Here is a 20,633-nt window from a genome sequence, read left to right on the forward strand (position 1 = left end):
TTTTGTTTTTATAATTTTGTTGAAAACTTGGAAAAGTTATTGCAAATACTTCCCATCTGTGGTAAGATAATCGTGGTTTATTCACAGGAGGTGGAGATTGATGGATATTTTAAAGATTATTTTGACGATTATATTTGTTATAGATTGTATTGCACTGTCAGCAATTATTCTTCTGCAGGAAGGTAAGTCGGCAGGTTTGGGAACGATCAGTGGTGCAGCGGATTCCTACTGGGGACAGAATAAAGGACGTTCTATGGAAGGCGCTCTTGTAAAGTCCACGAAGTTCCTTGCCATTTTATTTATGGTTCTGGCACTGGTTTTGAACCTGGGTGTATTTAACTAAGAGGATAAGATGATGAACACTCTATAAAATATAGAGTGTTTTTTCTTTATATAATAGAGATAATAGAAAGATAGAAGAAAGAAGGTGAGAATTTGGACCAGACATTTGAAAAGAGAAAAAAAGTACTGTACGATTTCATTTGTGATGATTTTTATATACCGATGAAGATAAAAGAGATAGCGATCGTGCTTCAGATTCCGAAGGAGCAGAGAGGGGAACTGAAGGAAGTTCTGGATGCTTTAGAGGCAGAGGGGAAGATCTATGTTTCTAAAAAGGGAAAGTATGCAAAAGGACAGGCGAAGCGCCTGACAGGAACATTTCAGGCAAATGCCAGAGGTTTTGGTTTTGTACTTCAGGAAGGTGAGGACGAGGATGTCTTTATTTCGGAAGATAATATAGGAGGCGCGTTCCAGGGGGATGAGGTCGAATTCATTATTACGAAATCACCGGACGGAAAAAGGAAGGAAGGCAAGATTGTCCGCATTCTTTCACACGGAACAACGAAGATTGTGGGCCTTTATGAAAAGTGTAAGAATTTTGGCTTTGTAAGGCCTGATAACCAGCGTGTGCTGAAGGATATTTATATTCCGGAGGGTAAGGAAAAGGGAGCCATGACGGGTCATAAGGTCGTGGTGGAACTGATGTCCTACGGCGGTCAGGATATGAAGCCGGAAGGGAAGGTCATCGAGATTATCGGACACATCAACGATCCGGGAACCGATATTATGTCCATAGTGAAAGGATATGACCTCCCGGTGGAGTTCCCCGAAAGAGTGATGAATCAGGCTGAGCGCGTGGGCAAAGAGGTATCGGAAGCGGACATGGCAGGAAGAATGGACCTGCGTGACTGGCAGATGGTAACCATTGATGGAGAAGACGCGAAGGATCTGGATGATGCAGTTTCCCTGACCTTGGAAGACGGCAGCTACAAGCTGGGCGTCCACATTGCCGATGTGACGAATTATGTTCAGGAGAAGAGCGCCCTGGACCGTGAGGCATTGAAAAGAGGGACAAGTGTTTATCTTGCAGACCGGGTGATCCCCATGCTGCCGCATGTGTTATCTAATGGGATCTGCTCCCTGAATGCAGGTGAGGACAGGCTGGCACTGAGCTGTATTATGACGATTAACCAGAAGGGCGAAGTCATTGACCACGTGATTGCTGAGACTGTGATCAAAGTGGATGAGCGCATGAGCTATACAAGCGTGGCAGAGATACTAAAAGAACAGGCAGACGATAAGCTTCCGCAGACGGAAAGCGAAAAATACAGTACATTAGTCCCGATGTTTATGAAAATGGCGGAACTTTCAGGAATCCTGAGGGAAAAGCGAAGGAAAAGAGGGTCCATTGATTTCGATTTCCCAGAGACAAAGATGGTGCTGGATGAAAACGGCAGACCGATAGATATTAAGCCTTATGACAGAAACGCCGCGACTAAAATGATTGAGGACTTTATGCTGATGGCTAATGAGACCGTGGCCGAGGAGTACTATTGGAGGGAACTGCCGTTCCTTTACCGCACACATGAACAGCCGGACGAGGAGAAGATTAAGAAGCTGAGTCTGTTTATCAATAATTTCGGCTACCACATCCATGTGGGCAACAGCGAGGTAAAGCCAAAGGAAGTACAGAAGCTGCTCGGAAAAGTCGAAGGAACACCGCAGGAAGCGCTGATCAGCCGCCTTGCGCTTCGCTCCATGAAGCAGGCAAAGTATACACCTGAGAATACAGGGCATTTCGGGCTGGCCGCAAAGTATTACACACATTTCACGTCACCGATCCGGAGATATCCGGACCTGCAGATTCACAGGATTATCAAAGAGAATCTAAGGGGCAGGATGAATGAGGACAGGATCGGCCACTATGAGAGTATCCTTCCGGGTGTCGCAGCTCAGGCCAGTGACAGGGAGCGAAAAGCAGAGGAAGCAGAACGCGAGACAGTCAAACTGAAGAAAGTAGAGTATATGCAGGACCGGATTGGAGAAGTGTTCGAGGGGGTTATCTCAGGCATTACCAAATGGGGTGCATATGTGGAGCTGGAAAATACAATCGAGGGTCTTGTACATGTCACCAATATGCGTGATGACCATTACGATTACAGGGAAGACCAGTATGAGCTGATCGGAGAACACACAAGAAATGTATACAAACTGGGACAGAAAGTTATGGTGCGTGTGCTGGGTGCAGACCGGCTGCAGAGGACCATTGATTTTGAGTTCTGCGGGGATGATCAGGAATATGACGGCTAATTATTAAAAAAGACGCGGGGGAAGTGCTATGGCTAAGACAGAGGGCAAGCTGATTGCCAATAACAAAAAAGCATACCATGATTATTTTATACTGGAGAAATATGAGGCAGGGATCGTCCTGCACGGGACAGAGGTTAAGTCGCTGCGTATGGGGCAGTGCAGTATCAAGGAAGCATTCATCCGAATTGAAAACGGAGAAATGTTCATTTATGGAATGCATATCAGCCCGTACGAAAAAGGAAATATTTTCAATAAAGACCCATTGCGTGTGAGGAAACTTCTTCTTCATAAGAATGAGATCAATAAGATATTCGGCAAGATGAAGGAAAAAGGAAATACACTCGTGCCGCTGCGTGTTTATTTCAGCGGCAGCCTTGTCAAGGTTGAGCTTGGGCTGGCAAAGGGGAAGAAGCTTTATGATAAGCGGGCCGATATTGCGAAAAAGGACCAGAAACGCGAGGCGTTGAGAGACTTTAAAGTGCGGAATATAGGATAGACGGCGGACTGGGACCGGGCCGCGTAAGGAACTGAAAGTAGTACAGGATATCCCGAGGGGGCCTGTACTGCTTTTTTTATGCATAATAAGTTCATGAATAAAATTATGACCATTCGTCATTTTAACGATAGATTTTCTGTCCTGCTTCTGGTATACTTTACCTGACACATTGTCACACGACAGTCGCGACGGCGGCACCTATAGTTGTGTATGGCATTGTACTGGCCAAAGACAGGAGGTTTACCGGCATGAAGAAATCATTCCAGATTTTTAAAAGAGATATACAGCGGCTTTTCCGCAACAAAGTTGCTATGATTGTAATGGCGGGCGTTTGCGTCCTTCCATCCTTGTATGCATGGTTCAATATTGCAGCCAATATGGACCCGTACAGCAATACCCAGGGGATCAGGGTGGCAGTTGCGAATAATGATAAGGGATCAAAAAATGAGGTGCTGACCCTGAATGCAGGAGAAAGCATCGCGGATAACCTGAAGAAGAATGACCAGCTGGGCTGGACATTTGTCGATGAAGAGAAGGCAGTTAAGGGTGTCAGGTCCGGGAAATACTATGCGGCAATTGTGATACCTGAAGATTTCAGCAGTTCGCTTTTAAGTATCATATCCGGTAAGCCTAAGAAACCGGAACTTTCCTATTATATTAATGAAAAGAAGAATGCGATTGCCCCGAAGATTACAGATACCGGGGCCGGTACTGTGCAGCAGGAGATTAATGACACATTTTCTTCCGTAGCAGCTGAGACGATATCGAAGCTGATCCGGTCATCCGTGACAAAGATTTCAGGTGATATGAATCGTATGGATACAGACGTCATGGCTATGCTGTCTGACGTTCAGGATAATCTGGGACAGTACCAGACGGTGCTGAAAAATTTTCAGGATACGGCAGGGAGCAGCAATTCCCTGATACAGGATACACTTGCCACGTTAGATGAAGTAAAGTCGGCGGCAGATTCCGGTTCCCGGGCATTTGAAGATGCGGCGTCGGTATTGGAGAACAGCCGTAATTCAGTGGGAGATTTTTCACTTGTATTTTCCCAGAGCCTGTCCGATGGGGAGAACCGTCTGAACCGCATTTACGGGTCTGCCTCCGATAAACTGAGTTCTCTGAAAACACAGGCAGATACTATTAACGGTGTGATTGGCAGCGGGATAGATTCTGTAGAAAACCTGTCAGAGATTAATGGAAAACTTTTAGAGGAGCTTTTACAGCTCAATGACAGTCTACAGGAAAAGCTTCCCGGTGGCGTCGCGGATGAGGCGGCAGGTACGGTCAGTCAGGCTATATCCGGACTTCAGGACAGGAACACGGAGTACCAGAATCTTCTGGCCTCCCTGAAGGAGGGGAATGCGAATATTGCTGAAGCGCTTGATACCGCTGAAAATACAAAGAAAACGCTGGAATCACTTGTATCCGGGAGCCGCCAATCCATGCAGGACTACCGTGAGACCTTTGACCAGACGCTTTTGCCGCAGCTTAACCAGTCACTGGATTCATTCTCAACAGTGAGCGGGGGTTTGTCTGCCACCTTGTCCGGCATCCCTTATTCTGCGGATCAGTTGAAGGAGATTTTAAACCAGCTGGACGAAAGCCTGGATGACAGTCTGGAAGCCCTGAGCCGGACCGGGGAGGCAGTCTCTTCTCTGGACGGGCAGATTGCCCGGATTTCGACCGACCTTAAGGTGCTTCAGGGTTCGGACGCTTACCAGAAGTTTTTATCACTGGAAGGATTGGACGCCGATTCTATTGCAGGATTTATGGCATCCCCTGTTACGATCCGGAGTGAAACGCTTTACAGTGTGAAAAATTACGGATCATCCATGACGCCGTTTTATACGAATCTGGCGCTCTGGGTAGGGGGAATCGTCCTGATTGCGATTCTGAAGCTGGAAGTGGACCGGGATGAGAAGGTTCCTAAATTTTCACCGGCCAGCGCCTATTTTGGACGATGGATGCTGTTCATGGTGCTCGGGCTGATTCAGGGGCTGATCGTATGTCTCGGGGATTTATGGCTTCTAAAGGTGCAGTGCCTTCACCCGGCGGCATTTGTGGCAGCAGGAGTCTTCTGCTCCTTTGTCTATGTAAACCTGATCTATGCATTGTCGATTGCTTTTAAACATATCGGCAAGGCACTGTGCGTTGTGCTTGTCATTTTACAGATTCCCGGTTCAGCGGGAACGTATCCGATCGAGATGACACCGGCATTTTTTCAACGTCTTCATCCGCTTCTTCCGTTCACCTATGGAATCAATGCCATGAGGGAAGCGATTGCAGGGATGTACGGGCATGAGTATATGAAAAATCTGCTGTGCCTCGCGCTTTATCTGCCGATTGCCTTTTTGATCGGACTTGGATTCAGGAAATTGCTGATGAATCTAAACTATCTGTTCGACAAGAAACTTGCCGAGACGGACCTGATGATCTGCGAGACAGAGGCGGTTAATCAGGAAAAGACGCAGGTATCCCTTGTCATTAAGGCGCTGATGGGAGAGGAAACACTGCGGGAAGAACTGGTTGCGAAGGCGGCAGCTTTCGAGGCGGGATATCAGAAGCAGATACGCATCGGCTTTGCGGCTATGATCATTCTGCCGGTGATTTTCCTGATCCTGATGTTCAGCATTGAATCCAAGATTGTATTTCTTGTGCTGTGGATTGCCTCCATTATCGTGATTGCCGTATATCTGATCATTCTGGAATATATCCATGAACGCTTAAAGAGGGAGACTGAACTGGGGGCTCTTTCAAGAGAGGAACTGCTAAATGCAATGAAAGGGAGGGATGACGAGTGAAAAACATACTGAATATTTTTAAACATGATGTACAGCGTTTTCATAAGAACGTCATCGCATGGATCGTGATTCTGGGAATCACGGTTGTCCCGGCCCTGTATGCGTGGTTTAACATTGCGGCAAGCTGGGACCCTTATGAGAATACTAAGGATCTGAAGGTGGCTGTCGCGAGTGCCGACAAAGGCTATGAGGGCGAATTGCTTCCGGTCAGGCTGAACTTGGGGGATAATGTACTTTCGGCGCTTCGGGAAAACGAACAGCTGGACTGGACCTTTACGAACCGGGATAAGGCCCTTGACGGCGTGAAATCCGGTAAATTCTATGCGGCCATTGTCATACCGGAGGATTTTAGCAAAAATCTGATGAGCCTTTTTTCCAGTGATGTCACGAATCCGGAGATTATTTATTATTCCAATGCCAAGGAAAATGCGATTGCACCGAAGGTCACGGATAAAGGGGCAAGTGCAGTCCAGACACAGGTGAAGGAAGTGTTCATAGAAACGATTTCGGATACCGCGCTTTCGGCCATGCAGACTGTGGCAGATACTGCCGATGCAAAGGGGACAGATTCCATAGTGGCGGCCTTGATTTCCAATCTGGAAAAGACGTCCTCCGATCTGGCTGCAGCTTCAGGGACGATACAGGCATTTGCGGCAATGACAGACTCGACACAGCAGATGCTGGAAACAACGGCTGCATTCTTAAAGCAGTCAGGGGATCATTCCGACAAAAGCCTCGAAACGCTGGAACAGACAGAGACGGCTTTTTCAGATATGCGGGGGGCGGTCTCAGGAGCGACGGACGGCATTAATCAGGCACTGGCGGACAGCGGAAGTTATTATGAGCAGATTGAGTCTGCCATACGGGATGCCCTGTCCGCATTGTCATCGGACACATCTGCGGCGGCAGATACACTGGATACGCTGGCGGGAAAAGTAGGGACGATGATAGATGCCTATCAGGCGCTGAGTGATACGTTTTTGGCACTGGGGGAGGAACACCCGGAACTGGCACCGCTGACGGGCAAGATCACAGGACGCATGAACGAGTCTATTTCTGTGCAGGAGACCCTGCGTGACCGGCTTTCAGGTACCGCCGCTTCCATAAGGAACCACGGGGAAAACGCAGCAGATTCCCAGGAAGAACTGAACCAGCTGTTACAGCAGAATGCCCAGAGTCTTGCGGATGTAAAAGCAGATTATGAGCAGAATGTAAAGAGTAGTCTGGATGGACTGTTTGGCTCACTGGGGGATACAAAAAGCAGTATATCCGGACTTCTGAAACAACTGGATGACGGTGCCGCGGGTGTCTACAGCCTGTCAGGCCCGGCATCCTCCGATCTGTCGCAGATAAAAAAGACGCTGGACACGTCAGGTGAGCTGCTTGACCAGATATCGTCCAGACTGTCAGCAACTGTGGAACAGCTGAAAAAAGCCCGGGACAGCGGCGATTTCGGAACACTTGAGAATATCATCGGCGGCGATAAAGATAGCATCAGTGCTTTCCTTTCTGCCCCGGTGAATCTGGCGACAGAGAAATTGTACCCAATCGAGAATTACGGCTCTTCTATGGCGCCGTTTTATTCCACACTTGCTATCTGGGTGGGAGGGATCGTGCTTGTCGCGATGCTGAAGGTGACGGTATCTCAGGAATCACTGAGGGGAATGAATAAAGTAAAGGACCACCAGATGTATCTGGGACGCTACATCCTGTTTCTGATCATCGGCCTTATGCAGAGCGGGCTGATCTGTCTGGGAGACCTGTTTTATCTGGAAATTCAGTGCCGGCATCCGTTTTTATTTCTGCTGGCGGGATGGGTGACCAGTATTGTATATGTAAATATCATCTATACACTGACGGTTTCTTTCGGGGACATCGGGAAAGCAATCTGCGTCGTGCTTCTCGTCATGCAGGTGGCGGGCTCAGGGGGGACGTTCCCGATCGAGGTGGCACCGGCATTCTTCCGGAAAGTCTATCCGCTGCTTCCGTTTACACACAGCATGGCGGCTATGCGGGAATGCATCGGCGGGATGTACGGTATGACTTACATCAAAGAACTGGGGGCGCTGGGGATCTTCCTGATCTTATCCCTTATACTGGGACTGGTACTGAGAAAACCGGTGATCCGCCTGAATGAAGCATTTACGGAAAAACTGGAGAGTACGCATTTAATATAAAGCAACAGGTTGTTTAAAAAATCAAAAAGAGCAATACCATGCCTGACGGCTGCGGTATTGCTCTTTTCGTCATTTTTTCTAGAGATATCCCCGTTTTTCAAGTGTATTGAGAATATTCCGCCCTTCTTCTGTTCCTTCGATAATTCTTCTGGCACGGACACTGTCCCCGATGTTGACAATCTCGATTTCATTCTCATCATCGAAAGCATCCCTGATATTCTGGAGGATCGGCTGGCTTGCTTTCATTCCCAGACAGACAAATCCATAATCAAACGGCAGTTCTTCAAGGCCGTCTTTTGTTTCCACGAGGAAGGAATCAGCCCGCACTTCTTTGAGCGCCGTGTTTGGCATCTGACGGACATGGTGCTGTTCCATCAGCGCAAAAGTGCCTGTTTTGGAGACCGGGTCGATTCCGTTGCCAATCACCGGCATCATTTCCACGATGCTGACTTCGGCGCCTTTGGGGGCAAAGTATTCTACCACATCCAGTCCGACGGCACCGCCGCCGATCACAACTACTTTTTTTCCGGTAAGATCCTCCGGATATTCGCCGATATGGCGGATCATATTCAGGATAGAGGAAACTTTCCCCCCTTCCTTGTCGATATGCTCCATCAGCCCCGGGATCGGCGGGAGCAGGGGGGTGGAGCCGGTTGCATTTACAATGATGCTGGGCTTTAAGTTGCGGATAAAGTCCACAGACGCTTCCGTGCCTGTAAATACAAACAGGTTTTTCAGTTTGGATGCGCGGTGGATCAGGTAATTCGGGAAATCGGCCAGCCGCTTCTTGTCAGGAATCTTTGAGATTTCCGCAGCCAGTCCACCGAGGTAAGGTTTTTTCTCGATCAGGAAGGTGGTGCATCCGACTTCCGCCGCGGTGCATGCTGCTTCCATTCCGGCAGTTCCCCCGCCGATTACAACCACATTGCATGGCCTGCTGACGTGCTGTTTTTTATAGATTTCCCCGTCAGGTACTGCAGGGTTGACAGTACAGCGGATCGGACGGTTAATGCCGATACGGTTGCCTGCACAGCCGATGTTGCAGGAAATACATTTACGGATATCACAGATGTCGCCGAATTCTACTTTATTGACCCATTCCGGATCGGCAATCAGGCCGCGCCCCATACCGATGATATCGGCGTCGCCCCTTGCGAGGATATCTTCTGCCACCTTCGGGTCACGGATATTTCCCATAGTAACACACAGCTTGCCGTATTTTTCCTTCACGGCCTTCGCCATATAGGAACGCCATCCGTCAGGCAGGAAATTGGCATCAATCTGATACTGGATGGATGCGTTCAATCCGCAGGAAACATCAATCACATCGGCTTCCTCCTGAAAATACTGGAGATAATCGAGCGTGTCTTCCAGTGTATTGCCGCCTTCCAGAAATTCATCTGCGCTGATGCGGAGGAAGATCGGGAAGAACGGTCCGACCTGCGCACGGACTTCTTCCATAACCATACGTGCGAATCTGGCGCGGTTTTCAGCAGAACCGCCGAATTTATCTGTCCGGTGGTTATACAGTGGTGATAAGAACTGGCTGATCAGATAAGAATGTCCCGCATGTATTTCGACCGTATCAAAACCGGCGATCTGTGCGCGTTTTGCCGCCTCTCCGTATTTTTTCACAATCCTTAAAATCTCTTCCTCCGTGAGCGGTCGCGGAATCTCCCCGCCTGCCTTGGACGGAACATCGGAAGAGGACACCGGCTGCATATTTGTACGGGCAGACTGTGCGGAAGCCCCCGCATGGTTGATCTGGATGCCGATACATGCGCCGTGCTTATGTACCGTCTCCGTCAGTTTAAACAGTCTTGGGATATAGTTGTCATGGTCGATCCGAAGCTGGGTTGTCCCGTTGGAACCTTCCGGTGAATCAACACTGGCGTTCTCTACCATAATAAGGCCGGTTCCACCTTTTGCCCTCTGTTCATAATAATTAATATGGAGAAAACTCATTTCTCCGCTCTGCTCACCATAATTAGTCCCCATCGGTGTCATCATAATACGGTTCTTCATAGTCATGCGACGTACGGTGAGAGGTTCAAAAATATGTCTGTAACTGCTCTTCATAAAATAGGACCTCCTGTAATCCAGATATAATAGTAAAAGAGAGGTTGTTTGATATATCATTAACAATCTGTTTGTGATTCGTATTATAGGGAAAAATAACTCATTAAACAAATGCATGTTTTTGATAAAAATTATAGATAAAAACTATGAATTGTGATATTTTGTATAAAAGGACGTAAAAGGAGGCCATTGTTATGAATCTGAACCAGCTGCATTATTTTACGGCACTTGCCCGGCTGGAGCATTATACGAAGGCTGCGGAGGAACTGGGGATTACCCAGCCAAGCCTGAGCCATGCGATGAATTCTCTCGAGAAGGAGCTGGGAACGAAGCTGTTTGAAAAACAGGGGAGGAATGTAGTACTGACGAAATATGGAAGGTTTTTTCTGAAGTATGTGGAAGAGTCTCTGCAGATTTTAGATATGGGGATCAAGAAGACGCGTTCCATGACCGGACAGAATGAGGGCAGGATAGAGCTGGCCTATATTTATACTTTGGGGAGTGAATTTGTCCCCCAGCTTGCAGGGGATTTTATAAGGACTTTTGAGGAGATGAAAGTAACATTTCACTTTACAGTAGGAAATACCTACGAGATTATTCAGGGGCTGAAAGAAGAAAAGTATGATATTGCATTTTGCTCTATGCTGGATAAGGAGCCATCGATCCAGTTCACGCCGGTCGGGACACAGGGGCTTGTGGCAGTCGTACCGAAAGGGCATCCGTTGTCGGAACAAAAGGCCGTAGACCTTGAGCAGGCGGCCGCCTATCCGCAGATTTATTTCACGGAGAACAGCGGTCTCCGCCCTGTGGTAGACAAACTGTTTGAAAATGCACACCTGACACCAAAGATTGCATATGAGATAGAGGAAGACGGGTCTATGGCCGGGCTGGTAGCCCAGAATTTCGGCATTGCCATCATGCCGGATATTCCGGTCCTGAAACAGCTGAACGTGGATGTTCTCGACATCCGTTCTCCGCAGCAGGTCCGGTATATTTACATGGCACAGGCAAAAGAAAAATACCAGGCCCCTGTGGTCCGCCGGTTTGCAGACTTCGTAAAACGCCGGCAGTTCGTTTAGAAAACAAAATTAGACAGATAGAACAAAAGGAACGTGTGAGCCGGATAAAAAATATAGAAAAAATACTTCATGCCGGGACCCTTCTGCTGGTTGAAACGCAGCATAAACGGCAGGGCCAGTATCATGAAACACTGAATGGCCATCCCGCCCGCCAGCATTTCTGCGCTGAACTGGTACAGGCAGAATAGGGTGTACATGGCACAGAACAGCTCCCTCTTTTCTTTCAGGTAGTACATCAGCACTCCGAGTACGACAAATTCAAACCCGTACTCGTTTAGCGCCAGATTTGGTATGATCCCGGTAATCGTGTCCCCGCTCATATCGCGCAGGAAAGGTAAAAAGTTCGGCAGGCTGTAATATAGGACCTGTACTGCGAACATGATTCCCACGGCCAGAAACCCTTTGCCGGGAGCTTTTTTAAATAATTCGATCGTGCTGATACAGACGCCGACAAGGAACATGGAAAGAAAAATATTATGATTTCCATAACCTGCTGTAGTGGCGAAATGAGCGTCTATGGCGTATCCGAACAAGGTCATGAATACACTCATAAGATACAGGCGGATCAGGTATTTTGTCCGGCTCTTCGTATAATGGTAGCCCCAGACCATACAGAATAAAAACAAGGGGTAAGATATTCTGCCAAGCATGCGAAGTAGCATAGGCGTCCCCTCAAAATAATATCCGATATGGTCGATGACCATAAAGCAAAGAGCGATCATTTTTAAAACAAAAGTACTCATGTAAAAACTCCTCTGATCCGGCGGTGAATTCTGCCCTAATTGTGTCTAAGAAAATTTTACCATCAGTAAAGCCGCAGGTCTACTTAAGAAATCCTTAATAATATCTAAGAGGTTTGTAAAGAAAACAGGCACCGTTATAAGTGAGTGCCTTCTTTGCGTATAAACTGGATAAAATTCTTGACAGCCGAGATCAGGTAGTGTTCCTTCTTGTATGCCATATAAACAGTGTGTGTGAAACCTGCCCCGGAGAGCGGCAGTACGCATACGTTTCTTTCTCGTATCAAATCCACATCGGCTACGAGTGCGATTCCGAAGTCTTCCGCGACAAGAGCAGAGATTGCGTTCTCGTCGGGGGATTCACAGATGATATTCAGGGAAAGGTCATGGGTCTGGTATATGCGGTTCGTAAACTTGCCAAGGCCGGAAGTGCGGTCGTACCCGATGATCGGGTAACGCTCCAGATCCTTCAGGCTGACAAAACCTTGTTCCAGAAGAGGGTGGCCCGGCGGCGTGATGACGACCATCTTCTGGTTAATGATAGGAACGAACTGAATATCCGGCTCATTTTCCACATAGGAGCCAAAGATGACATCATACCGGTCGGCCTTCAGTCCGTTGATCATATCCCCGGTGTGACTCTGGTGAAAACTGAAAGTCACACTGCTGTTCTTTTCTTTCTGCAAAAACTTCCGCACCATATGCGGGATATAGCGTCCTGCAAGGGGGAACACATAGGCGATATCCACATGCCCCTCGTTCCCTGAGAGCTGGCGCATTCTTTCGGCTGCAAGGTCTGTCTCATGCAGGATCCGGTCCACATGTTCCAGAAAAATCTTCCCGTATTTAGTCAGCCGGACATTCCTCCCGGACCTTTCAAATAATATAATATCCAGTTCTTCTTCCAGAACGGCCATTGAGCGGCTCAGGCTCGGCTGGGAGATATTCAGGTCCGCGGCTGCCTGGCGGAAGTGCTGGCATTGGGCAACCTTCTGAAAATAAAGCAGTTGATTGAGTGTCATGAGCAGGCCTCCTTTTTGTATATATTTTATCATAAATGATAGTTTAAATCTATCAAAAAAGTAAGAAAGTTGTATTAGAACTATCGGTTGTGATGAACTATAATGTGATTAAAGAGGTTGTTTAATAATTAACAAACAAAGTTGAGGCAGAAGTAAAAGAAAAATGAGATAAGAATAAGGAGATTAAGAAAATGGCAGAAAGAATTACAGGACATACTGAATTAATAGGTTTAATGGCGTATCCAATCCGTCATTCAAGTTCACCCGCTATGCAGAATGAAGCGTTTGCAAAACTGGGGCTGGATTATGCATACCTCGCATTCGAGGTAGACAATGATTCACTGGAGGATGCGATCAAGGGTCTTCGTGCATTAAAGATGAAAGGTTCCAATGTATCCATGCCAAATAAAACAGTGGTACATAAGTATCTGGATAAGTTATCACCTGCGGCAGAAATGTGCGGGGCGGTCAACACGATTGTCAATGAGGACGGTGTGCTGACAGGGCATATCACAGACGGAATCGGTTATATGGAAGCACTGAAGGATAACCATATAGATGTCATAGGAAAGAAGATGACGATTGTAGGGGCCGGCGGTGCCGCAACAGCGATTGAAATCCAGGCTGCCCTGGACGGTGTAAAAGAAATGTCCATCTTTAATGTAAAAGATAAATTCTGGGGAAATGCCGAGGAGACTGTGCGCAAGATCAACGAGAACACTGAATGCAGGGCGGCGCTCTATGATCTGGCGGATTTGGAACTGTTAAAGAAAGAGATTGCCGGCAGTTATCTTTTTGCAAATGCAACCGGTATGGGGATGAAACCGTTGGAAGGGAAGACTTATATTCCGGACAAATCATTCTTAAGGCCGGACCTGATTGTGACAGATGTCGTTTATTTCCCAAGAGAGACAGCACTTCTTAAGATGGCAAAAGAAGTCGGATGCAAGACGATGAACGGACTAGGCATGATGCTGTTTCAGGGGTCTGCGGCCTTTGAACTCTGGACAGGCCAGCCGATGCCGATAGAATATATGAAAGAAATACTGGATATTAAATACGAGTAAGTAATACGATAACCATTCGCTGAAAGGAAAGAGAGGAAAAACAATGAGTACAGCTGTAAGCAAAACAGGCAGAAAGTTATACCCGAGCGCATTTATACTATATTTAAACTATTTCATCCACGGGATCGGATGTTCCATCTTAGGACAGCAGGTCATGAAAGAGGCACTGGCCGCACAGTGGGGAACAGCGGACGACGCGGTCACACTCGTGGCTGCGGCATTGGGACTCGGCCGTTTGATCACGCTGCCGTTTTCCGGACCGATCTCTGATAAAATGGGACGCCGTGTCAGTTCCCTGATCGGGATATTCTCCTATGCGGTCTTCTTCTTCGGGGTTGCATATTCACCAAACATGCAGGTTGCATACGCGGCGGCAATTCTCGGAGGAGCCGCGAATTCATTTCTGGATACTGGTGTGATCCCGGCCTGTGTAGAGATTCTGGAACCGCGTTCCGGGCTGGCAACCATGCTGACTAAGTTCTTTATCTCCATTTCACAGCTCTTACTTCCGTTCATGCTCGGATTTGTGGCAGCGGCAAATATGTCATACAACACGATTTTAATCGCAGCGGCAGTCGTAATTCTGGTGATCGGTGTGTTAACCTTTAAGATACCGATGCCGGCACAGGAAAAAGCAGCTGATGGAAAGAGCGAATCTTTTATACAGAATCTGAAGCATGCAAAGTTCACCCTGGAGAGTATGGCCCTGATCGCAATCGGATTTACCTGTACTGCAACATTCCAGCTCTGGCTGAATTGTGCGCAGAAGTTCGGGACAGAGATCGCAGGCATGAAAGATGCCAGCATTATGCAGACATGGTATTCCGCAGGAACAATTGTAGCAATACTGCTTACTTCCGTACTGGTAACAAAATTTAAACAAGTTCGTTTCCTTGTAATTTATCCGGCAATTGCCACAATGATGCTGATCATCGTATATATTGTAAGAACTCCGATGATCTGCCAGATCGGTTCCTTCGTGATCGGATACTCAGCGGCAGGAGGGGTGCTCCAGCTGGCTACGGCGACAGTTAACGATCTGTTCCCGAAGATCAAAGGTACGATTACAAGTATCATCATGATCGCATCCAGCCTTTCCAACTATACGATTCTTTCCGCGGCCGGAAAGGTAAGTGCATCCAGCGGTCCGCAGGCAGTCATTACAATGAACATCATCATTACAGTAATTGGAGTAATTCTGGCGTTGTTTGTCAACATGCGTTATGGTAAACTTGTAGATAAAGTTGAAAATTAGTGAGTAAGTTGTGGATAACTTAGAGTGCAGATAAAAGGAGAATGATTATGAATCCAGTAAAAGTAAGAAATGTAGAGATAGGTACAGGAATCCCGAAAATATGTGTTCCGATTGTCGGTGTAACAAGAGAAGACATCTTAAAGGCGGCCCGTGAGATGAAAGAGCTTGGTGCTGACGTCGTAGAGTGGCGCGTAGACTGGTACGAGGATATCTTTGATGCAGAGAAGACAGAAGGCACCATGAAGCAGCTTCGTGAGGCACTGGGGGAGATCCCGCTTCTGTTTACGTTCCGTACTTCCAAAGAGGGAGGGGAAAAGGCAATTGAAACAGATATTTATGTAAAACTGAACCAGGATGCCGCGAAATCGGGCTATGTCGATCTGGTAGATGTGGAAGCGTTTACGGGGGATGAAGCAGTGAAAAGTGTCGTGGAAACGGCCCATGAATGCGGGGTAAAGGTTATCGCATCCAACCACGATTTCCACAAAACACCAGACCAGAAGGAGATTGTTTCCCGCCTGTTAAAAATGCAGGAGCTGGGGGCAGATATTCCGAAGATCGCAGTCATGCCGCAGAATAAAAAGGATGTGCTGACACTCCTTGCGGCAACGGAGGAAATGGCTTCCGATCATGCAGACCGCCCGATCATCACCATGTCTATGGCAGGTACTGGTGTTATCAGCCGCCTGTGCGGGGAAGTGTTCGGTTCTGCCCTGACGTTCGGGGCGGCCGGGAAAGCATCCGCGCCGGGACAGATGGAAGTAGAAGAACTGAGAACCGTTTTAGGTCTGCTGCATAAGAGCTGGAGAGATTAAATGAAAAAGATTTTACGCTGGCTGAATGAAAATTTGGAAGAAACACTGATGGTGCTGTTCCTTGCGGCTATGACAGTCATTATGGGGATTCAGGTGTTCTCGCGCTATGTGCTGGGGGCCTCTCTGTCATGGTCTGAGGAGCTGACCAGGTATATTTTTATCTGGGCAGGGTTCTTAAGTGTCAGCTATTGTACGAAAAAATGTATTTCTATCAAAATAGAGCAGTTTGTAGCGCTTTTTCCGAAAAGGGGGAAGGCGCTGTTTAAAGTCGTAAACCATACGCTGGAATTGGTATTGTTCCTATATCTCATCCCTTTTGCATGGCAGTATCTGATGTCAGCCGTCGCAAGCGGACAGACAAGCCCTGCTTTAGGACTGCCCATGTATTATGTACAGGCGGCGCCGCTTGCAGGCTTTTTGCTGACAGCTTTCAGGGTGCTCCAGAGGTGGATTGTGGAATGGAAAGTCGTACTGGGAATGAAGGAGAAAGGAGCATAAGATGCCGGCAGTTGTTGTTTTTATTATTTTTGTTATATGTCTTGTAATCGCAATTCCGGTGTCTATTTCACTTGGAATCGTATCGGTCCTGCCTGGGGCTTTTGACGCTTCTTTTACGGCAGGAGGCACCTATGTAATCCGCTCCATGCTGGGAGGGCTGGACAGTTTTCCGCTTCTGGCGGTTCCGATGTTCGTTCTGTCTGGGATTATCATGGCGCGCGGCGGGATATCCAGAAAACTTTTCGACGTGTTCGCATTTTTCATGGGAAAACGCACGGCGGGGATGCCCTGTGCCGTGATTGTAACCTGTCTCTTTTATGGGGCCATCTCCGGTTCTGCTCCGGCTACGGTTGCAGCGGTCGGGAGCATGACCATACCGATTCTCACCGAAATGGGCTGTGACAAGACGTTTTCTACGGCGGTCGTGGCGGTTGCGGGGGGACTTGGCGTCATCATACCGCCGAGCATCCCGTTTATCATGTATGGAATGGCTTCGGGCGCCTCTGTCAGCGACCTGTTTCTGGCAGGTATCATACCGGGACTGCTTATCAGTGCGCTTTTGATGTTTTATGCTGTCTATTACTGTAAAAAGAATGGGGAGAATCAGGAGAAGAAGCAGAAAATGGTGGGGGTACTCCATGAAAAAGGCCTGCTGCATGTTTTGAAGGACAGTTTTTTTGCACTGCTCAGCCCGGTGATTATTCTTGGCTGCATTTACAGCGGGGTCGCATCCCCGACAGAAGCTGCGGTGATTTCTGTCTTTTATGCGCTGGCAGTCAGCATGATCGTGTACAGGTCTATTACAGTAAAAGACATATGGGCAATCATGGTCGAGGCAATCCGGACATATACGCCGATTCTCTTTATCCTGGCGGCTTCCGTGGCATTTTCACGGGTACTGACGCTGATGCAGGTGCCTCAGGCAGTTAGTGCGTGGATACTGGAACACTTTACGAGTCCGGTCTTGCTTCTGCTTGTAATCAATGTATTTCTGCTTCTTGTGGGAATGGTGATGGATACGACTCCGGCAATCCTGATCCTGACGCCGATCCTGCTTCCGATTGTGTCAGAGATCGGCGTAAATCCTGTGCATTTTGGCGTGATTATGGTTGTAAATCTGGCAATCGGATTTGTGACGCCGCCGATCGGGGTCAATCTGTTTGTGGCAGGTTCTCTCACAGAACTTCCGATTATGGAGATTGCAAAAAAGGCAATGCCGATGATCGTATATTTTCTGGCTGCACTGCTTGTGATCACGTTTGTCCCGGCAGTGAGTCTGGCGCTTTTGTAGCGGGAAGGGAGTCATAAAAAGAGTATGAAACAATGGAAATATCTTCCGGCATTCTCCCGTGCGGCAGGTGTGCTCCTGACAGGTGTGCTTTTTGCGGCGGTATTGACAGGATGTTCAGAGAACAAAAATACAGAACAACGGTTTGCTTATCCTCTTGCGACCGGAAGCCCCGAGGATACGGTCACCCAGATATATGCAGAGAAGTTCGCGGAGGAAGCAGGCCGGTTAAGCGGCGGCAGAATTAAGATCCAGGTCTACCCGAACAGTGTTCTCGGAGGCGACAGAGAACTGCTGGAAAGCTGCTATGACGGGGATATCCCGTTTGTCGTCCAGAATACCGCCCCTCAGGTGAACTTTATTCCGGACACGGCGGTTTTCGATATTCCCTGTGCATTTGAGACACTTCAGGAGGTACGCGAAACAGTGGATGAGGAATCGTTTATGGAGCTGATGCGTAAGTCCTACCGGGAAGCCGGATATGAACTGCTTGGATATTCCGACCAGGGCTTCCGGGTCATGTCTACCAATAAGGCAGTGGAGAATTTTGCGGATTTTAAAGGCCAGAAGATCCGGACGATGGAGAACAGCTACCACATCGACTTCTGGAAGTCTTTGCATGCTAATCCGGCACCGATGAGTTACAGTGAGGTGTATATCGGGCTTCAGCAGCATACCATCGATGCACAGGAGAACCCGTATGAAGTCATCGTGTCCAACAGGCTCTATGAACAGCAGGACTATGTGGTCGAGACGAACCATCTGCCGCACCTGATTTCCCTGATCGTCAGTGAGGAATTCTATGCAGAACTTTCCAAAGAGGACAAGGATATCCTGACCGAAGCACAGAGACGTGCACAGGAATATTCCCGGAATGCTTCAGATGAACGGATTGCGGAGAAGATTAAGGTAATCGAAGAGAGTGGGACGAAGATTATATCTCTGGATGAAAGTGTTCGCAAAGAGATGATCGATGCGTCGCAGCCGGTTTATGGGGAGATCGCGGAAGTAGTATCGGAAGGGGTGCTGGATGCATATCTAAAGTAAACAGAAACGAATTTGGGAGAAGCCGGAGTTTTCATGTCTAAACAATTAGATATGAAAACTCTGGTTTTTACATTTTATGAGAGTAATTATTGACATGTGTGAATAAAACTGTAAAGATAGTAAATAGAAACGTATGCAGAAGGTATAGATTCACCTTGTTGAAGCAGTGGCCTCAGATAAGGGAAGACAAGCAGGATAACAATACAGGAGGTGCGATAATGAAAGAGTTAGAAATCGGAAAAAGTGGAATCAAAGTGCCGTTTTTAGGCCTCGGGACATGGGCAATCGGAGGCGGCTCCTGGTGGGGGGACAATGAAGAACAGGAGTCCATATATACCATACAGGAGGCCATAGACAGAGGCATACGCTGGATAGACACGGCTCCGGTCTACGGCCTTGGTTACAGTGAGAAGGTAGTTGGCAGGGCATTGGAAGGCAGACGGGACAAGGTGATACTTTCTACGAAGTGTGCACTCGAATGGGATCATGAGACACCATGCTTCCATAAAGAGGTAGACGGCACAAAAGTCTACCGCGACCTGTCTAAAAAAAGTATCATGGAAGATGTGGACAGAAGCCTGATTAATCTGAAGACGGACTATATTGATATCTGTTATACCCACTGGCAGTCACCTGACCGCGCACTCTACCCGTTGGAAGAAACGATGGACGCCTTGATGACTTTGAAAAAGCAGGGGAAAATCAGGGCAATCGGCGCCTCTAATGTGACCGCACAGGACATTGAAGAATATTGCAGTTTCGGACAGCTGGATGTAATACAGGAAAAATACAGCATTCTGACAAGAAGGGTGGAAGCGGAACTGGCTCCGGTCTGCAGGCAGTATGGCGTGTCCATTCAGGCATACTCCCCTCTGGAGCAGGGGCTTCTGACTGGAAAAGTAACAATGGATACAGAGCTCTCACCCGGAGATGTCCGGAATTACAATATATGGTGGGAACCTGGGAACAGGTTAAAAGTGCTGAACATGCTGGAAGGGTGGAAACCCTATTGTGAGAAATATAACTGTACCCCGGGAAATCTGACAATCGCGCTTACATCAGAGATGCTTGATGGGGTCCACGTACTGTGCGGCGCCCGGAAAATCGTTCAGGTGCAGGATAATGTAAAGGCCATGAAGCTGGTGCTGGAGGCGGAAGATATCGAACAGATGAAGGCGGATATATCACGCGTATTGCAGGATTAGCAGGGCATGGCCCACAATATTATGGTACAAGTAGAATGCTTTTGATTATCGTATATGCTATACTTTATTCAGACGAAATGAAAGGAGCAGTGGATATGGACGATAGTCAAAAACTGGATTTTATATTAGCCAATATGGTAACCAGAGACGATCTGGCTAACATGGCGACGAAGGATGATTTAGCGGACATGGAAAACGGTCTGTTGAAAGAATTTCATACGGTTAGGGTGTGGAATAGGAGCATGATGGACATGATAGATCTGCAGAACCGTTTGACCAGAGTGGAGGCAAAAATCTGTTAAAACCAAAAAGGAGATGTCTATGGAAAAGGATGAAGAGGGGTCCTGCCATTTTTCTATTTGATCGTTAATTTTTGGAGTTTACTTTAAGAAAACCTAAAAAGGGGCTGTCGCAAAATGTGAACCGCTCCCCGTCAAGTAGACAATTAAAAAAATAAAATCTTTTC

Annotated in this window: 17 protein-coding genes; 14 read left to right on the forward strand and 3 right to left on the reverse strand. The window is 47.6% G+C overall.

Annotation, left to right across the window (positions count from 1 at the left end; translation table 11 throughout):
* Positions 1-100 precede the first annotated feature (100 nt).
* The 5 genes from secG to ABIN22_RS22585 all read left to right on the forward strand — a co-directional run bounded on the left by secG (position 101) and on the right by ABIN22_RS22585 (position 8,072).
* The gene (gene secG, locus ABIN22_RS22565; protein ID WP_009003784.1) at positions 101-343 is read left to right on the forward strand and encodes a preprotein translocase subunit SecG; all 243 of its coding nucleotides are present in this window, start codon (positions 101-103) and stop codon (positions 341-343) included.
* A 92-nt stretch (positions 344-435) separates the two neighbouring features.
* Positions 436-2,592 carry a ribonuclease R gene (gene rnr / locus ABIN22_RS22570; protein WP_346911418.1) on the forward strand — a complete coding sequence of 719 codons (2,157 nt, stop codon included), beginning with the start codon at positions 436-438 and terminating at the stop codon, positions 2,590-2,592.
* A 28-nt stretch (positions 2,593-2,620) separates the two neighbouring features.
* Entirely contained in the window at positions 2,621-3,088 is a 468-nt protein-coding gene (smpB, locus tag ABIN22_RS22575; RefSeq protein WP_109731302.1) for an SsrA-binding protein SmpB, read from the forward strand.
* A 248-nt stretch (positions 3,089-3,336) separates the two neighbouring features.
* The gene (locus ABIN22_RS22580) at positions 3,337-5,895 is read left to right on the forward strand and encodes a YhgE/Pip family protein (RefSeq protein WP_346911421.1); all 2,559 of its coding nucleotides are present in this window, start codon (positions 3,337-3,339) and stop codon (positions 5,893-5,895) included.
* The gene (locus tag ABIN22_RS22585) at positions 5,892-8,072 is read left to right on the forward strand and encodes a YhgE/Pip family protein (protein WP_346911423.1); all 2,181 of its coding nucleotides are present in this window, start codon (positions 5,892-5,894) and stop codon (positions 8,070-8,072) included. Before ABIN22_RS22580 ends, ABIN22_RS22585 begins: the two co-directional genes overlap by 4 nt.
* A 78-nt stretch (positions 8,073-8,150) precedes the next feature.
* Here the strand turns inward: ABIN22_RS22585 and ABIN22_RS22590 are convergent, their stop codons facing one another.
* Positions 8,151-10,151, reverse strand: a complete 2,001-nt coding sequence (locus ABIN22_RS22590; RefSeq protein ID WP_118621792.1) for an oxidoreductase — start codon at positions 10,149-10,151, stop codon at positions 8,151-8,153.
* Between the two features lie 194 nt (positions 10,152-10,345).
* On the opposite strand from ABIN22_RS22590, the gene ABIN22_RS22595 reads away from it, so the two are divergent.
* Complete coding sequence (locus ABIN22_RS22595; RefSeq protein WP_346911425.1) at positions 10,346-11,230, forward strand: LysR family transcriptional regulator; 885 nt, start codon at positions 10,346-10,348, stop codon at positions 11,228-11,230.
* Here ABIN22_RS22595 and ABIN22_RS22600 read toward each other — a convergent pair.
* On the reverse strand, positions 11,227-11,973 hold the full coding sequence (locus tag ABIN22_RS22600; RefSeq protein WP_346911427.1) for a TraX family protein: 747 nt from the start codon (positions 11,971-11,973) through the stop codon (positions 11,227-11,229). The two genes, ABIN22_RS22595 and ABIN22_RS22600, sit on opposite strands and share 4 nt — an antisense overlap.
* Positions 11,974-12,107: 134 nt before the next feature.
* The gene (locus ABIN22_RS22605) at positions 12,108-12,992 is read right to left on the reverse strand and encodes a LysR family transcriptional regulator (RefSeq protein ID WP_346911429.1); all 885 of its coding nucleotides are present in this window, start codon (positions 12,990-12,992) and stop codon (positions 12,108-12,110) included.
* Between the two features lie 191 nt (positions 12,993-13,183).
* Between ABIN22_RS22605 and ABIN22_RS22610 the strand changes: the two genes are divergently transcribed.
* The 8 genes from ABIN22_RS22610 (at position 13,184) to ABIN22_RS22645 (ending at position 20,469) form a co-directional block, all read left to right on the forward strand.
* The gene (locus ABIN22_RS22610; RefSeq protein ID WP_346911431.1) at positions 13,184-14,059 is read left to right on the forward strand and encodes a shikimate dehydrogenase; all 876 of its coding nucleotides are present in this window, start codon (positions 13,184-13,186) and stop codon (positions 14,057-14,059) included.
* Between the two features lie 43 nt (positions 14,060-14,102).
* Positions 14,103-15,314 carry an MFS transporter gene (locus ABIN22_RS22615; RefSeq protein WP_346911433.1) on the forward strand — a complete coding sequence of 404 codons (1,212 nt, stop codon included), beginning with the start codon at positions 14,103-14,105 and terminating at the stop codon, positions 15,312-15,314.
* Positions 15,315-15,361: 47 nt separating this feature from the next.
* Positions 15,362-16,129 (forward strand): type I 3-dehydroquinate dehydratase, encoded by a 768-nt coding sequence (gene aroD, locus ABIN22_RS22620; protein ID WP_346911435.1) that lies wholly within the window; start codon positions 15,362-15,364, stop codon positions 16,127-16,129.
* On the forward strand, positions 16,130-16,627 hold the full coding sequence (locus ABIN22_RS22625) for a TRAP transporter small permease (protein WP_346911437.1): 498 nt from the start codon (positions 16,130-16,132) through the stop codon (positions 16,625-16,627). It abuts the gene before it with no gap.
* Between the two features lies 1 nt (position 16,628).
* Entirely contained in the window at positions 16,629-17,918 is a 1,290-nt protein-coding gene (locus ABIN22_RS22630) for a TRAP transporter large permease (protein ID WP_346911439.1), read from the forward strand.
* A 24-nt stretch (positions 17,919-17,942) separates the two neighbouring features.
* Entirely contained in the window at positions 17,943-18,962 is a 1,020-nt protein-coding gene (locus ABIN22_RS22635) for a TRAP transporter substrate-binding protein (RefSeq protein ID WP_346911441.1), read from the forward strand.
* A 218-nt stretch (positions 18,963-19,180) separates the two neighbouring features.
* Complete coding sequence (locus ABIN22_RS22640) at positions 19,181-20,167, forward strand: aldo/keto reductase (protein ID WP_346911443.1); 987 nt, start codon at positions 19,181-19,183, stop codon at positions 20,165-20,167.
* A 95-nt stretch (positions 20,168-20,262) separates the two neighbouring features.
* Positions 20,263-20,469 (forward strand): hypothetical protein, encoded by a 207-nt coding sequence (locus ABIN22_RS22645; RefSeq protein ID WP_147356323.1) that lies wholly within the window; start codon positions 20,263-20,265, stop codon positions 20,467-20,469.
* The last annotated feature ends 164 nt before the right edge of the window (positions 20,470-20,633 follow it).

Source organism: Faecalicatena orotica (genome assembly GCF_905197545.1).
Classification (GTDB): domain Bacteria; phylum Bacillota; class Clostridia; order Lachnospirales; family Lachnospiraceae; genus Faecalicatena_A; species Faecalicatena_A orotica.

Excerpts from the sequence above, each read along its gene's own strand:
- secG (WP_009003784.1), top strand. The coding sequence starts at position 101 with ATGGATATTTTAAAGATTATTTTGACGATTATATTTGTTATAGATTGT.
- smpB (WP_109731302.1), top strand. The coding sequence starts at position 2,621 with ATGGCTAAGACAGAGGGCAAGCTGATTGCCAATAACAAAAAAGCATAC.
- ABIN22_RS22580 (WP_346911421.1), top strand. The coding sequence starts at position 3,337 with ATGAAGAAATCATTCCAGATTTTTAAAAGAGATATACAGCGGCTTTTC.
- ABIN22_RS22590 (WP_118621792.1), bottom strand. The coding sequence starts at position 10,151 with ATGAAGAGCAGTTACAGACATATTTTTGAACCTCTCACCGTACGTCGC.
- ABIN22_RS22595 (WP_346911425.1), top strand. The coding sequence starts at position 10,346 with ATGAATCTGAACCAGCTGCATTATTTTACGGCACTTGCCCGGCTGGAG.
- ABIN22_RS22600 (WP_346911427.1), bottom strand. The coding sequence starts at position 11,973 with ATGAGTACTTTTGTTTTAAAAATGATCGCTCTTTGCTTTATGGTCATC.
- ABIN22_RS22605 (WP_346911429.1), bottom strand. The coding sequence starts at position 12,992 with ATGACACTCAATCAACTGCTTTATTTTCAGAAGGTTGCCCAATGCCAG.
- ABIN22_RS22610 (WP_346911431.1), top strand. The coding sequence starts at position 13,184 with ATGGCAGAAAGAATTACAGGACATACTGAATTAATAGGTTTAATGGCG.
- ABIN22_RS22615 (WP_346911433.1), top strand. The coding sequence starts at position 14,103 with ATGAGTACAGCTGTAAGCAAAACAGGCAGAAAGTTATACCCGAGCGCA.
- aroD (WP_346911435.1), top strand. The coding sequence starts at position 15,362 with ATGAATCCAGTAAAAGTAAGAAATGTAGAGATAGGTACAGGAATCCCG.
- ABIN22_RS22625 (WP_346911437.1), top strand. The coding sequence starts at position 16,130 with ATGAAAAAGATTTTACGCTGGCTGAATGAAAATTTGGAAGAAACACTG.
- ABIN22_RS22630 (WP_346911439.1), top strand. The coding sequence starts at position 16,629 with ATGCCGGCAGTTGTTGTTTTTATTATTTTTGTTATATGTCTTGTAATC.
- ABIN22_RS22635 (WP_346911441.1), top strand. The coding sequence starts at position 17,943 with ATGAAACAATGGAAATATCTTCCGGCATTCTCCCGTGCGGCAGGTGTG.
- ABIN22_RS22640 (WP_346911443.1), top strand. The coding sequence starts at position 19,181 with ATGAAAGAGTTAGAAATCGGAAAAAGTGGAATCAAAGTGCCGTTTTTA.
- ABIN22_RS22645 (WP_147356323.1), top strand. The coding sequence starts at position 20,263 with ATGGACGATAGTCAAAAACTGGATTTTATATTAGCCAATATGGTAACC.